Here is a 12,749-nt window from a genome sequence, read left to right as displayed (position 1 = left end):
AATAATAAATGATTAATATTATTGAATTACAAAAAATGAAACAGTTTTCCAAACGGAAGTCTTCAATTGGGCAGCTTCAATTAATTCCAGGTATTTGGATAAATGGAAAGTATTTTTGGCTCCAAAATCAGATGGAAAAGGTTATTTATGAAGAAGGGCTCATCATAAAAATAAAACAAAAACCGATTCACTCTAAAATTCACTATTACCGTGTCTTTGTCAGCAATCACAGTAATCAAGCAAAGGACGTAAAAATTCTGGCGATGCACCATTTTCAAAATGTGAATCAGGATAGTCTCGCCTTTGTTTCACCAACTGAGCAGCGAATTTTTCACCACTCTGAAGAAAAGGTGTTTCTGGTTAATTTAAAGCACAATGAGTCGGAAGTAAAAGAATATACTACAATGCCGCTATGGAATGTGTATACCGACCAGATTTGGAGTTCCTTAGATAACGGAACTTTAAGGTATCAGCCAATGGCGAAAGGACCTGCTGCCAGTATCCTTGCGGAAAACATAACCGTCTACCCGCAAAAGACTGAAACGCTAAGCTCATGGGCGATTATTGGAAAGAATAAAAGAGAAGTATTAGCAATAGAGCAAGCACTTTTAAAAATTCACTAGCATTTCCTTTTGAAAAATGATATTATAGAAAAGTCGTATGAACGAACAAGCTTAATCGTTTGGAGGGAAAGAAACATGCGTGTGAATATTACGTTAGCTTGCACTGAGTGTGGAGACCGTAACTATATTTCAAACAAAAATAAACGTAACAACCCAGACCGTCTTGAGCTTAAGAAATATTGCCCAAGAGAAAAGCGTACAACTGTACACCGTGAAACAAAATAAACAGCAGGGGCTTTCCTGCTGTTTTTTTGTGCATTCAAAAAGGAGGTTTAACAAATGGATGATAAAAATACCATTCGGAAACAAGTGAAAGATACTCTCTCTCAACTGTCAAAACCGCTTTATGAAGATTATTCCTATAAAATTGCATGCCGATTATTTGAAGAAGAAGAGTGGCAAAAAGCAGATGTTATCGGTGTTACGGTGTCAAAGCCTCCTGAAGTGGATACATACCAAATAATCCGGAAAGCATGGGAAACAGGGAAGACTGTGGTTGTTCCAAAATGTGTTCCTAAAGAAAAAAAGTTATCTTTTAGAACGCTGACAGAATTTTCTCAGCTTGAGTCGGTGTTTTATGGTTTATTGGAGCCGGTTCCGACATTGACAACAGAGGTCAGCCCAGAGCAAATAGGTTTGTTAATTGTTCCGGGGCTCGCTTACACAAAGGCCGGGTATCGCATCGGGTTTGGCGGGGGCTATTATGACCGCTTCTTAACAGATTATACCGGTAACACTGTTTCGCTGGCATTTAAGGAACAAATGATTTCTGATTTCCCGGTTGAGAAGTATGATCTTCCGGTTGGCAAAATTATTACACCAAATGACGTCATAAAGACGGTATGATGAAGTCTCTATTAATGCTCGCGGTCATGTTCTTTTTAGGTTATGCGGGCTACAGGGTGCATTCATTAAGCAAATCTGGTGCTATTGCTGCCGCTGTTGTTGGATATGCAATTTACTTAGGCTTTGGATATAAAGGATTATTGATCTTAGGTGTATTTTTTGTAACCTCAAGCTACTGGTCCAAATATAAAAGTGCGGCAAAGGAAAAAATGGAGGAAAAATTAGCGAAGGGCGGGGCAAGAGATTGGCGCCAAGTATTCGCTAACGGGGGAGCTGCGGCGCTGTTTAGTGTCATATATTATTTTAGCCCTGCATCTATTTGGCTGATTGGCTTTGCCGTTTCACTTGCCAGTGCCAATTCAGATACGTGGGCTTCGGAAATCGGCAGTTTAAGCAAGAAAGCTCCGCTCTATATTCGTACATTCAAACGGGTTGAAAAAGGGACATCTGGAGCGGTCAGCGGGTTGGGGACGATCGCTGCATTATCGGGGTCCTTCCTAATTGCGCTGATTAGTGTATGGAGCTTAAAATTAGATATTCTGGCGGGAGGAATTGTCTTCCTGTTTGGTTTTATCGGGAATGTCATTGATACTTTGGTTGGTGCCTTCTATCAACAGTTGTTTGTGTGCAGACTTTGCGGCCTTGAAACTGAAAAAAGAATGCATTGCGGGCAGAGAACTACGAGAATAAAGGGAATTTCATTAATTGAAAATGACATGGTCAATTTCCTTTCAGGTTTAATCGCAGCCATATTAGCGATGGTTGTGCTTCACTTTTCCTTTTTTTTGTAACAAAATTGATACAAAGATACCGTTTACATCGCGCATTTACGATAAATAAAAATGGTAAAACGGTGTACAATTTAATTGGATAGGTATTTGAAATAACCAATAGGGGGAATTTCAATGTTAAATCGAGTGAATCGGGTGGCCGTGATTGGAACTGGATTTGTAGGTTCAAGCTATGCATTCGCCCTTTTAAATCAGGGCATTACGGAAGAGCTGGTTTTAATAGATGTAAATAAAGACAAGGCCGAAGGAGATGCGATGGATCTAAATCACGGGCTTCCATTCGCTCCATCGCGGACAAAGATTTGGTTTGGAAGTTATGCAGATTGTCAAAATGCGGATGTTGTTGTGATAACTGCTGGTGCGAATCAAAAGCCAGGCGAAACAAGATTAGACCTTGTAGAAAAAAATACGAGGATTTTTAAAGGTATCGTCGAAGAAATTATGGAAAGCGGATTTGATGGCATCATTATTGTTGCGACAAATCCCGTCGATATTCTTACTTATGCAGTTTGGAAGTTTTCCGGTCTGCCAAAGAATAGGGTGATCGGTTCAGGAACCATTTTAGATACGGCGCGTTTTCGATTCTTGCTGGGAGACTACTTTGATGTAGATACCCGTAATGTTCATGCCTATATTATTGGCGAACATGGTGATACGGAACTTCCTGTTTGGAGCCATGCGGATATTGCTGGCACAACAATTTCAGAATGGACAAAAAATAAACAGGGTTATCATCAAAAAGACCTTGATGAAATTTTTGTAAATGTTCGAGATGCTGCCTATCAGATCATTGAGCGAAAAGGGGCAACCTTTTATGGTATTGCGATGGGGCTTGTAAGGCTGACTAAGGCTATTTTGGAAAATGAGAACTCGGTGCTCACTGTGTCTGCATATTTGGAAGGGGAATACGGGCATAACGATATTTTTATCGGTGTTCCGGCAGTAGTCAATCGCAATGGTATAAGAGAGGTCGTACAACTGGATTTAAGCAAGGGCGAACAGGAGAAATTTAATCATTCCGTTCAAGTGTTAAAGAAAACTATGGAGCCTGTCCTGTTTAATAATGATTGATAAAGTTCGTAACTTTTGGATAAAATTCCTGCCATTTTCACAGAATAATGACAGGAGGGATGCACAATGTCCAGAATGCTTACATCAATACTTATGATCGGGTCGATTGGTTACTTTGCGTACCGCTACAGGTTCCGTCTTATTAATCTGCTGCTGGCATCAGGCTGGCTCCGAAGAGTAGCGCTAGGGTCAATTATGAGCTTTCCTGGTGTTAAAAATAAAATGTTAAAGACTGTATTTGGACCATCTGAATGGTAAAAACCATCAGATGGTTTTTATTTTTCCCTTTAAGCAGGGTGTTTGTTTCATGTCCTATTGTGTTTTTGACTATAATAGAGAAAGGACTTTGATAGAAAGCAGGGGAGAAATGAGTAATAAAGAGGAATATATCTTTTGGAGCTTAGCCAATACATGTATTACTGACCTTGGCTATCGGATCATCCAATTGTTTGAAAACCAAAAGGAACTTTGGCTTGAAAAGCTGGAAAATAAAACGGCTCCAATCATCCGGCTGAAGCAGGAGGATGTAGATTGGAGCAATGAATTGCAGCGGGATATTGAGTTTACCGCTGCTAATGGAGAAAGAGTTCGGCGCCAGTTAAACCGCCGTGAGCTTGAAATTCTGAACATTTATATTAGTGAATATCCTCCTGTGGATGAATATGAATTTCGGCTTGAAAAACCATATCTACACACTGAAGGGAATAAAACTATGGTTAGCTCCATCTTGCTTGCACAAGGGATCATGGATAAGGGATTTGAGCGATTGTCAGGGAGGCTGGGAACAGCTGCTCCCTTCCCGGAAGCAGGGGAGTCCACTGAATACGATGTTCAGATTTTAAAGCAGCAAACGTTGGCGGCTGCTGTAAATCAGGTAAAGGCGGAACGTGACATATTATTTAACAGCAAACCATTTTTTACGTATGCTTTGATCTTTATTCAAGCGGCAGTTTTTTTGTGGCTGCAGTTAAACGGTGGAAGTACGAATTCCTCTACACTGATTAAATATGGGGCAAAAGTAAATCAATTAATCTACGATGGACAGTGGTGGCGGTTTTTCACACCGATCTTTCTCCATATCGGCTTCTTGCATCTGGCTCTTAATTCATTTGCTTTATATTTCCTTGGAACGGCAGTTGAACGGATCTATGGGAATACGCGATTCTTGTTTATTTATTTGTTTGCTGGTGTGACAGGGTTTATTGCCAGTTTTATTTTTAGTCCCAATTTATCCGCGGGTGCCAGTGGTGCCATTTATGGCTGTTTCGGTGCATTGCTTTACTTTGGTGTGATTCATCCGAAGTTATTTTCCAGGACAATGGGTATGAACTTGCTGGTGGTGCTTGGGATTAATCTCGTATTCAGCTTTACCGCGCCAAGTATTGACAATGCCGGACATTTAGGCGGATTAGCCGGCGGTTTCCTAGCAGCAGGTGTCGTTTATTTTCCAAAAAAGAAAAAGTTTATCCTGCAACTTATTTTTCTAATCCTATCGGCAGCCATAACGTGGGGGGCGATTTCCTATGGTTTTAGTCCATACGTCAAATCACAGAATGAACCCTCCGCCTTACTAGCTGCCCAGGAATATATTAAGCAGCATGATTATGATCAGGCTTATCGGATTTTAAAGGAATTTGAGAAGAATGCCGCTGAACCATCTGATAAAACATATTTCCTTTTGTCGTATACGGAAATTAAAAAGGGCATGCTGAATGATGCCAAATTACATTTGCAAAAGTCTGTCAAACTAAATCCTGAATTTCATGAAGCCTATTATAATCTTGCGCTTATTAACCTTGAGGAAAATGATTTAGAAGAGGCGAAAATGAACGCAGAAAAGGCCGCAAAACTGCAGCCTAACCATAAGCAATATACTGATTTAGTTCATGAAATCAATCAGCATCTTCAATCATCTGGCGCAGGAGAATAGGTTCACCCTTGGCTGTTTCCGTTAAAACTAATAAATGTGTTTTATCTTTAGCCAATAAGATGAGAGGGATGGTACTGCCTGTGGGCTCCGCCTTGGTACCATCCTGTTTTGTGATGCCAAGGAAATAATTCTTATACAGCCCTTCCCATAAACGTCCAATCATTTTGGCTGTTTCATCCTTTGTGAAGCCTGGGAAGGTGCCGTTAGTTTTTTTGGAAAATTCATTTAAAGGGTAAGCTATATATTCTTTTAAGCGAATGGCATAGTACCTGACGCCTTTATTCCAGCTATAACGGAGCATTCGTTCGGTTTGTTCTTCTAATTTCCCCTCTGTTACTCCAGAGTTTTTCTTAATAACATATAATTGGTCCTGAGACATGGCCTGGGCGCTAAAGATTTGACCACCTTTTTCATGCAATTCGGCATAGTGAAAGGTAATTGCTTGGAGATATGAACTTGCTGGGACGGGCACCTGTTTTTCTTGAGTTATGGTAGCCGTGTGCTGCCTCCAGGCTCCTAGTTTTCCGATCAGCCGGCCGTTCGAGTACAGCAGCCCGGCATCCTGACGCAGATAGGCATGGCGGTCAAGGGTGGACTTTATTTGCCAGAAAACAGTGTTTTGATCTACCGACTTTAGCGAAGTATCGAAATTAGTAAAAGAAACATTTGGCTTGATTGGAAAAAAGGTAATGCTTTCAAGAGCCTTTGGCTGCTGGGCATTATATATTATTGCACTTGAAGCAGAGAAGATGAGAATGATTCCAAATAATAAGTAATAGCTTTTTTTCACGAATGTTTTCATCCTTCCGGTTTGCAAACTGTTTGTCCTAGTATTGTTATATGGGCAAAAGCAGCTTCAAATGACTAAAATATACTTTTTATCGAATGGAACTAGCGGGTAAGAATGCCTTGAGGACCGTCCCTTCAATGGGTTATACTTTTTGATGAACTAACTCTCTAGTAATATAAAGGCAGGGGGGACCGTTAGATGAAGACAGTCTATGAGATCCAGCAATATTTAAAGCGATTTGGTACGATAATCTATATTGGGGACCGGGTTGCAGACCTGGAGTTGATGGAAGCTGAATTAAAGGAGTTATATCAATCACAATTAATGGAAACACGGGATTTTCAAACAGCCCTTTTGATTTTAAGACATGAAATTCAAATGGAGAAAGATAAAAGAAAAGACGGGTGAATGAAATTGACGAAACAATGGATAGCTGGTGTGGATTTAGGCGGTACAACTACTAAAATTGCGTTTATTACATTGGACGGTGAAATTATTAAGAAATGGGAAATCCCGACTGACAATAGCAATGAGGGTAAAAACATCACCGTAAATATAGCAAATTCTATTTCTGAGAAACTAAAAGAGCTTGGTCAAACAAAAGACCAGCTAGCTGGAATTGGAATGGGGGCACCTGGACCTGTTAATTATGAAACTGGTGTTATGTTAAACACAGTTAATTTAGGCTGGCAAAGTAATTTTCCATTACAGGCCAGTCTTGAACAGGCCGCGTCACTTCCAGCTTTAATTGAAAATGATGCGAACTGTGCAGCGTTAGGTGAGATGTGGAAGGGTGCTGGCAATGGTGCAAAAGATATTGTTTGTGTAACATTAGGCACAGGAGTCGGCGGCGGCGTTATTGCAAATGGAAATATTGTCCAGGGTGTTAATGGCGCTGCCGGTGAAATCGGTCATACGACTGCTATTCCTGAAGGAGGAGCTCCATGTAATTGTGGAAAAACCGGATGCTTGGAAACGATCGCTTCAGCAACTGGAATTGTACGATTGGCAAAGGAAGCATTAAGTATGCCGGGGGTGGCAGGAGAATTAGCAGAAAAGTATAGTTCCGATGGCAGCGTTTCAGCTAAAGATGTATTTGATTGTGCCCGTAATGGTGATTCTATAGCAATAAAAGTGTTAGATGAGGTTGCCTGCCATTTAGGATTGGTGCTGGCGAATATTGCGAATACCCTGAATCCGGAAAAAATCGTTTTAGGCGGTGGTGTTTCTAAAGCAGGAGATATTCTTTTGAATGCTGTAAAAAGCCAATTTGAACGCTTTTCCTTCTCGTCTGTGAAGGATTCAACAAAACTAGCACTAGCCACCTTAGGGAATGATGCCGGCGTTATTGGTGCCGCATGGTTAATCAAAAATAAATTATTAGAGTGTTAACCAGCCTGCGTTATGCAGGTTTTTTTGTACACAAAATGTTCACAAAAAGTAATGATTTTTTTAAAAAGAAAGAAGGAAAAGATAGAAGGATGTCGAATTTTAGGTATTGAGAAAATATGAAAGGCGGTGTTTCCAATTGTTAGTGAAATTGAAATTTTAGCTAACAGAATTATTACTGATGCGGCAAGAAACCAGGCGACAGATATTCACATTATTCCTCGTAAGAATGACACCCTAGTGCAAATTAGGTTAACAAACAAACTGATTCCTCGATTATCACTTCCGAAAGATGAATGCGACAGATTGATTTCCCATTTTAAATTTACAGCAAATATGGATATCGGAGAACGCAGACGCCCGCAAAGCGGTGCGATTGTTTGTGATGTTAACGGACAACTAATGGGTCTAAGGCTGTCTACCCTTCCTTCCAACAACAGAGAAAGCCTTGTCATTCGCCTATTGCCGCAGCAAGATCAAATTCCTTTTCACCAGCTCTCACTCTTTCCATCGATGACACGAAAATTATTAGCTTTGCTCAAACATGCACATGGTTTAATTATTTTCACTGGGCCAACTGGGTCTGGGAAAACCACGACCTTGTATTCACTTTTAAACGAAACTGCACACCTGTTCCATCGCAATGTGATTACTCTTGAAGACCCAGTTGAAAAAAATTATGATTCGGTCCTCCAGGTTCAGGTGAATGAAAAAGCGGGGGTGACTTATGCTGCAGGTTTAAAAGCAATTCTTCGACATGATCCGGATATTATAATGGTCGGGGAAATCAGGGACGCGGAAACTGCAAAAATTGCCGTCCGCGCAGCTTTAACGGGTCATTTAGTTTTAAGCACAATGCATACCCGCGATGCGAAAGGTGCGGTCTTTCGTTTGGAGGAGTTTGGCGTAAACTGGTTAGAGGTGGAACAAACTTTAATTGCCGTCACCGCACAAAGATTAGTTGAATTAACCTGCCCATTTTGTGAAGGCGAATGCCCACCGCATTGTTATTCAGGCGGCAGGTGGAAAAGAGCAAGTGTGTTTGAACTGTTATCGGGAAGAAATTTATCTGCCATAATGAGAGCGGCAATGGGAGAAAAGATTGACACAAATTATCGGACATTAAAAGATGTGATTAGAAAAGGGATTGCGCTAGGCTATATTCAATCCTCTGAATATGACCGGCTGGTGTATGATGATGAAGAAACATAAATGGTCTGTAAATGAACAGGCAAGCTTTCTAAAAAGAATTGGTGAGCTTTTAGCCAGGGGGTACCCAATTGCTGAAACAAATGCACTTATAGATACTAAGGTAAAAATTCGATGATATCAACGTTTGTGTAGTGAAAAAATATTTTTTTGGACACAAAACTGTACTTATTATTTTAATGATTTACATAATTCTGATGGTATACTTTCCTTGTATTTTTATTATTGTTAGGGGGAGTATTATGTTTCAAACTATTAATGGTGTCCAAATTAGTGAACATGAAGAAACAAAAGCAAATCCTAACCTCTTTGAAAAACGCTTCGAGATTGAATTTCTTGACCACGTGTACCTGAATAATTTAGTTTGTTTAGACTTAATTAATATTAATGTAAAAGAGTTTAAGAGAAAATTCGGTAGAAAAATAGTAGTAGACCACGGAAGAAAGTGGATGTATGTGGTCAAACATAATGACTATGTGGAGAATAGAAAAAAGTACGGAAAAGTTTGTAGCATTATTCATGAGAAAATTGGGGGTTATCTAAAGAAAGAATACGGTTTTGACCCAACCGGAATGTTTGTTGTTGACAGTATGGGTACGGTGTATGTAATGCCTTAGTGTATGCTTCCAATTAAATAATAATTTTGACCAATTAATTGGCCATACGAAAAGGGCAGTACAGAACCAAAGATTGATATTGAATACGAGTAAGTAAACAGTAATTCCGTATAGACCGGTGAGTAACTTTAATAGAATATAAAAATAAGGGCTTCTCATATTAACGAGGAGTCTTTTTTATATTCTTTTTTTTTACAAGAAATGCTATTATATTGGTAGATTAGATATGAGAAAATACTCATACGTGGGGGAAAATATGTTAACTTTTATTAAGCAAAACGGTTTAACTATAATTAGCATTTTAGTATCAGCTTTTCTATCAATTTATATTTATTTAAAAAGTAAAAAGAAAAAGCAATTAGCCTATGACGTGGAATTTCAACGACCAGTAGTAGAAAAATTAACTAATGATATAAAAATCTTTTACAAAGATAATACAGAAATAACAGAAACTCTAAAAATGATATCTATTCGATTTATTAATAACGGAAATGAACCAATTAAAAGGGATGATTTTGAATCAGATATAATCCTTAGGTTCAAAAAAGAAGACGATTTTGTTCCTACGGTATATGAAATATCATCCTATGAAACTAGTCCTTCATACTTGGATATCCAGACATTTAATGAAGATTTTGGGAAGCTAACAGGGATTAAGCCTTTACTTTTAAATCCTAAGGATGAGTTTACGATTAATGTACTTATGACAAATTATAAAGGATTAGAAGTTTCGACCCGTATAGTAGGAGGAAGTACAGAAATATATAGAGAAAATCAGAAGAGATTTTTCAGAATTTTAGAAAAATCTTTTACAGGTGTAGCTGTAATTATGATAATCCTTTACCCTATTGCCTTAATATACAAATTTTTTTTCAAATAAACATCTTTATAATGGTGATGCCTGTAAGTTGAAAAGAAGTTTGGCTTTAAATACAGGCATCACTTTGTTTATTTCTTATAACCCCTTAGGATGCTTAAATTTATCCAGATAAGATAAATCAATAGCCTGTTTCTTGATAATCTTTTGCACTTCTTCATGGGTAAGGGCTAAATACACACTGTTATGGCGGTTTAAATGGCCAATTATTGGGGCTGAATCAACTTCAAATATGTTATAAACAGTCGACTTAATCCCAGCTGCCACTTCTATACCTTGCATTAGTACGTCAATTTCTTTGTACTTGTGAAGTACTTCAGCTTCAGCCTTCATAGTTTCCACGTATTCACGTTTGGCGGCCATCATTTTACTGTAAACCTTATTACTGTCAATGGCCCTTTCATCATTGAAAATCTGTTGATACTGTTTAAGTTCTTTAGCGGCCTGAAATTTATAGCGGTTAAGGGCCTGATTTAAAATCACGGCTTCTTCCTGTTTCTCTATTAGTTCCGCTTCAAGTTTAGCTAGATTCTTTTTCAGTTTTGCTTCCAATGCTGTATTTCCATCAATAACACGCTGTATTGAAGCTTCCGGCAATTCCTTTTCCTTAATGAATCTGATTTCAAGCTGAAGTTCTTCAATCCTTGTAGAACAGGAATCTATTCTTTCATTTAGTTTATTAACTTTAGTATCATATTCGGTTAAAAACTGTTGTACTTTTTCTATAGCCTTCACCTTACTTTTCACCTTCTTCATGAATGATTGCTTCAGGGTAAAGGGATTGAAGCTTAAAAGCATCTTGGCGACTTACTGTTGCTTTTCCGTCAACGAACTTTATGTTTCCGCATCTATAACCATTGAAGCGTACAATCTTCTTCATATTGTCTACATAGCTAATAACTGGCGGAATTTCCACCACTACATCATTCTGTTTTTTAAAGTACTCACGGATGTAGCTAATTCTATCTGTGTTACTCATTTGAATTTCCCCCTAATATGAAAATTTGATAATCACTTGCTGGCTGCATCTTATTTACAAATTCATATGCACTAATACTTCTTTGAATTGACCGATTCAGGGCCGAAAAGTATAGCTTACGGCTAATCAGATGCCTAGCGGCAGCGTTATATTTCCGCTTGTTATCCGTACTTTTAAGCGTGTTTAAACCCACTTTTGCCTTTGCTACATGCTGGTTTAGTAATTGTTTAAAAGTACCCTGATTTCCGTAACTTACAAGCTTGAAAGGCTGGATAGAAAAATCAATCTGAAGCTGTTCTAACTGGCTTTCCAGTAGTTCTAGTTTAAGATTTCTAGTATCTGTTGAAATTTCACTGCTGTTCCATTCTTGGCTAATATCAATAAGTTCCTGAATCAATTCATCAATAAGTTTCATGTTTGCACCTTCCAGTTGTATTAATCATTTTGTTAATCAGTATCAATTCAGTCGCTTCCATGCCAAGCTGAAAGAATAAATCCAGTAGAATTTGCCGCTGGTAGTCCTTGAAGCTATCATGTCTTAGCATATAATTGATAGCCGGCCTAGTAACACCGAATCGAACGGCTATAGACTTATACCCTAAACCGTACAGCCTTAACAGGGCCTTAATTGTGGCACTGTCTAACAGCATCAGTAATTCCGCTTTATCGTATTTCAATATAGTTCACCCCTAATTCTAAGTACAAAAAAGAACAAGCCACCTAAAAAGATGACTTGTCCAAAATGAAAGAAATTGGCTAAAATGGCCAAAAAGTTAAAGTACCTTGTCCTAAAGGTATTAGCTGTAGAAATGGTGTGATTCATTCCTACATACTATAAGGTGCATAACTGCCCTAAAGTTCTATTCAAAACTAGTGTCTATTTTGTGAAGGATTATTATGGGAATTAATTTGAACCCATTTTTATAAACCTAGTGGTAGTAAGAGATTCAGAACTTTCATTTTCAGTACTTTTTATAGTACTAGTATCAGTACTTTCACCAGTATCAATTTTTTCTACTTGGCCGCCAAAAATGGCAATCTGTGAAGCCGGAAGCACTGTATAAACACTATTCCTAAAGGGGCCGTGCTTTTCCATTTTACGACTAATAATGGGTTTACCATTAAATCTGATGGCCAATAGTTCATTAACTACTTTATTCACTGTTGTTTTACCGACACCGCTTTTTTCAGCTAACTGTTCCTGTGTTGGCCAACATTTACCGTCTTTATCCATATAGCTACAGATAGTTAAAAGAACCTTTAACTGATTTCCTGAAAGCTTTGCAATCAAGTCGCTTTCAAAAGCTGACAGGTAAACCCTGATAAATAATTCTTCCTTCTTTGTACCGCCCTTTGATTTATTTGACATTAAAAGTCACCCTCCATTTTGTTATTTCAATTCAATAACGGAAGGTGTTTCAGTTTCTGACATAGGGTAGTAAAAATTCTTTACTAGGGTTATTTCACTTTTTGTAATTAGCTTATTTCAATATCTGTAATTACCTTGCTTCAATATCTGAAATGTAACTATAACCAATAAACTATAACCAATAACAATAGCCAATTAACTAAGTAAAGATTTCTATATAAAAGATTATCTATCAAGGTGCATAGCTATAATCACTAT

19 protein-coding genes are annotated in these 12,749 nt (G+C 38.3%); 13 read left to right on the top strand and 6 right to left on the bottom strand.

The window, feature by feature from the left end:
* The first annotated feature begins 8 nt into the window (after positions 1–8).
* The 7 genes from A6749_RS03990 (at position 9) to A6749_RS03965 (ending at position 5,261) form a co-directional block, all read left to right on the top strand.
* Positions 9–623, top strand: a complete 615-nt coding sequence (locus tag A6749_RS03990; RefSeq protein WP_066385513.1) for a hypothetical protein — start codon at positions 9–11, stop codon at positions 621–623.
* A 75-nt stretch (positions 624–698) separates the two neighbouring features.
* Positions 699–848 (top strand): 50S ribosomal protein L33, encoded by a 150-nt coding sequence (gene rpmG / locus A6749_RS27520; protein WP_082692947.1) that lies wholly within the window; start codon positions 699–701, stop codon positions 846–848.
* A gap of 54 nt (positions 849–902) precedes the next feature.
* Positions 903–1,469: a 5-formyltetrahydrofolate cyclo-ligase gene (locus A6749_RS03985; RefSeq protein ID WP_066385512.1), complete on the top strand. Its 567-nt coding sequence runs from the start codon at positions 903–905 to the stop codon at positions 1,467–1,469.
* Positions 1,469–2,260 carry a DUF92 domain-containing protein gene (locus A6749_RS03980; RefSeq protein WP_236719621.1) on the top strand — a complete coding sequence of 264 codons (792 nt, stop codon included), beginning with the start codon at positions 1,469–1,471 and terminating at the stop codon, positions 2,258–2,260. The genes A6749_RS03985 and A6749_RS03980 overlap by 1 nt, the downstream gene beginning before the upstream one ends.
* Positions 2,261–2,374: 114 nt before the next feature.
* A complete protein-coding gene (locus tag A6749_RS03975; protein WP_066385509.1) occupies positions 2,375–3,331 on the top strand; it encodes an L-lactate dehydrogenase in 957 nt (318 codons plus the stop codon).
* Between the two features lie 66 nt (positions 3,332–3,397).
* On the top strand, positions 3,398–3,589 hold the full coding sequence (locus A6749_RS03970) for a hypothetical protein (RefSeq protein WP_066385508.1): 192 nt from the start codon (positions 3,398–3,400) through the stop codon (positions 3,587–3,589).
* 109 nt (positions 3,590–3,698) lie between these two features.
* Complete coding sequence (locus A6749_RS03965; RefSeq protein WP_066400759.1) at positions 3,699–5,261, top strand: rhomboid family protein; 1,563 nt, start codon at positions 3,699–3,701, stop codon at positions 5,259–5,261.
* Here A6749_RS03965 and A6749_RS03960 read toward each other — a convergent pair.
* Entirely contained in the window at positions 5,224–6,051 is an 828-nt protein-coding gene (locus tag A6749_RS03960) for a hypothetical protein (protein WP_153043000.1), read from the bottom strand. The genes A6749_RS03965 and A6749_RS03960 overlap by 38 nt on opposite strands.
* Before the next feature lie 198 nt (positions 6,052–6,249).
* On the opposite strand from A6749_RS03960, the gene A6749_RS03955 reads away from it, so the two are divergent.
* From A6749_RS03955 to A6749_RS03935, 6 genes are all read left to right on the top strand, one after another.
* Positions 6,250–6,459 carry a YqgQ family protein gene (locus A6749_RS03955; protein ID WP_066385506.1) on the top strand — a complete coding sequence of 70 codons (210 nt, stop codon included), beginning with the start codon at positions 6,250–6,252 and terminating at the stop codon, positions 6,457–6,459.
* A 6-nt stretch (positions 6,460–6,465) separates the two neighbouring features.
* Positions 6,466–7,443: an ROK family glucokinase gene (locus tag A6749_RS03950; protein ID WP_066400757.1), complete on the top strand. Its 978-nt coding sequence runs from the start codon at positions 6,466–6,468 to the stop codon at positions 7,441–7,443.
* A gap of 126 nt (positions 7,444–7,569) precedes the next feature.
* The gene (gene comGA, locus A6749_RS03945) at positions 7,570–8,652 is read left to right on the top strand and encodes a competence type IV pilus ATPase ComGA (RefSeq protein ID WP_066385505.1); all 1,083 of its coding nucleotides are present in this window, start codon (positions 7,570–7,572) and stop codon (positions 8,650–8,652) included.
* Positions 8,639–8,767, top strand: a complete 129-nt coding sequence (locus tag A6749_RS29130) for a hypothetical protein (protein ID WP_269085679.1) — start codon at positions 8,639–8,641, stop codon at positions 8,765–8,767. Before comGA ends, A6749_RS29130 begins: the two co-directional genes overlap by 14 nt.
* Before the next feature lie 124 nt (positions 8,768–8,891).
* On the top strand, positions 8,892–9,266 hold the full coding sequence (locus A6749_RS03940) for a hypothetical protein (RefSeq protein WP_066385504.1): 375 nt from the start codon (positions 8,892–8,894) through the stop codon (positions 9,264–9,266).
* A 256-nt stretch (positions 9,267–9,522) separates the two neighbouring features.
* Complete coding sequence (locus A6749_RS03935) at positions 9,523–10,146, top strand: hypothetical protein (RefSeq protein ID WP_066385502.1); 624 nt, start codon at positions 9,523–9,525, stop codon at positions 10,144–10,146.
* Positions 10,147–10,221: 75 nt separating this feature from the next.
* Here A6749_RS03935 and A6749_RS03930 read toward each other — a convergent pair whose 3' ends face one another.
* The 5 genes from A6749_RS03930 to A6749_RS03910 all read right to left on the bottom strand — a co-directional run bounded on the left by A6749_RS03930 (position 10,222) and on the right by A6749_RS03910 (position 12,491).
* Positions 10,222–10,878, bottom strand: coding sequence for a hypothetical protein (locus A6749_RS03930; protein WP_066385492.1), 657 nt, complete (start codon positions 10,876–10,878; stop codon positions 10,222–10,224).
* Position 10,879: 1 nt separating this feature from the next.
* Positions 10,880–11,122: a hypothetical protein gene (locus A6749_RS03925; RefSeq protein ID WP_066385491.1), complete on the bottom strand. Its 243-nt coding sequence runs from the start codon at positions 11,120–11,122 to the stop codon at positions 10,880–10,882.
* Positions 11,115–11,537, bottom strand: coding sequence for a hypothetical protein (locus A6749_RS03920; RefSeq protein ID WP_066385488.1), 423 nt, complete (start codon positions 11,535–11,537; stop codon positions 11,115–11,117). Before A6749_RS03920 ends, A6749_RS03925 begins: the two co-directional genes overlap by 8 nt.
* Positions 11,524–11,799, bottom strand: a complete 276-nt coding sequence (locus tag A6749_RS03915; protein ID WP_066385483.1) for a hypothetical protein — start codon at positions 11,797–11,799, stop codon at positions 11,524–11,526. The genes A6749_RS03920 and A6749_RS03915 overlap by 14 nt, the downstream gene beginning before the upstream one ends.
* A 227-nt stretch (positions 11,800–12,026) precedes the next feature.
* Positions 12,027–12,491, bottom strand: a complete 465-nt coding sequence (locus A6749_RS03910) for a helix-turn-helix domain-containing protein (protein ID WP_066385482.1) — start codon at positions 12,489–12,491, stop codon at positions 12,027–12,029.
* Between the last annotated feature and the right edge of the window lie 258 nt (positions 12,492–12,749).

The organism is Neobacillus mesonae (assembly GCF_001636315.1).
Lineage (GTDB): Bacteria > Bacillota > Bacilli > Bacillales > Cytobacillaceae > Neobacillus > Neobacillus mesonae.
Note: the sequence above shows the minus strand (reverse complement) of the source record. Positions and strands in the feature narration are given on the sequence as shown.

Bases quoted from the DNA above. Each gene is read 5' to 3' on its own strand.
- A6749_RS03940 (WP_066385504.1), top strand. From the start codon at position 8,892: ATGTTTCAAACTATTAATGGTGTCCAAATTAGTGAACATGAAGAAACA.
- A6749_RS03975 (WP_066385509.1), top strand. From the start codon at position 2,375: ATGTTAAATCGAGTGAATCGGGTGGCCGTGATTGGAACTGGATTTGTA.
- A6749_RS03965 (WP_066400759.1), top strand. From the start codon at position 3,699: ATGAGTAATAAAGAGGAATATATCTTTTGGAGCTTAGCCAATACATGT.
- A6749_RS03980 (WP_236719621.1), top strand. From the start codon at position 1,469: ATGAAGTCTCTATTAATGCTCGCGGTCATGTTCTTTTTAGGTTATGCG.
- A6749_RS29130 (WP_269085679.1), top strand. From the start codon at position 8,639: ATGAAGAAACATAAATGGTCTGTAAATGAACAGGCAAGCTTTCTAAAA.
- rpmG (WP_082692947.1), top strand. From the start codon at position 699: ATGCGTGTGAATATTACGTTAGCTTGCACTGAGTGTGGAGACCGTAAC.
- A6749_RS03955 (WP_066385506.1), top strand. From the start codon at position 6,250: ATGAAGACAGTCTATGAGATCCAGCAATATTTAAAGCGATTTGGTACG.
- A6749_RS03990 (WP_066385513.1), top strand. From the start codon at position 9: ATGATTAATATTATTGAATTACAAAAAATGAAACAGTTTTCCAAACGG.
- A6749_RS03935 (WP_066385502.1), top strand. From the start codon at position 9,523: ATGTTAACTTTTATTAAGCAAAACGGTTTAACTATAATTAGCATTTTA.
- A6749_RS03985 (WP_066385512.1), top strand. From the start codon at position 903: ATGGATGATAAAAATACCATTCGGAAACAAGTGAAAGATACTCTCTCT.
- A6749_RS03920 (WP_066385488.1), bottom strand. From the start codon at position 11,537: ATGAAACTTATTGATGAATTGATTCAGGAACTTATTGATATTAGCCAA.
- A6749_RS03970 (WP_066385508.1), top strand. From the start codon at position 3,398: ATGTCCAGAATGCTTACATCAATACTTATGATCGGGTCGATTGGTTAC.
- A6749_RS03925 (WP_066385491.1), bottom strand. From the start codon at position 11,122: ATGAGTAACACAGATAGAATTAGCTACATCCGTGAGTACTTTAAAAAA.
- A6749_RS03910 (WP_066385482.1), bottom strand. From the start codon at position 12,491: ATGTCAAATAAATCAAAGGGCGGTACAAAGAAGGAAGAATTATTTATC.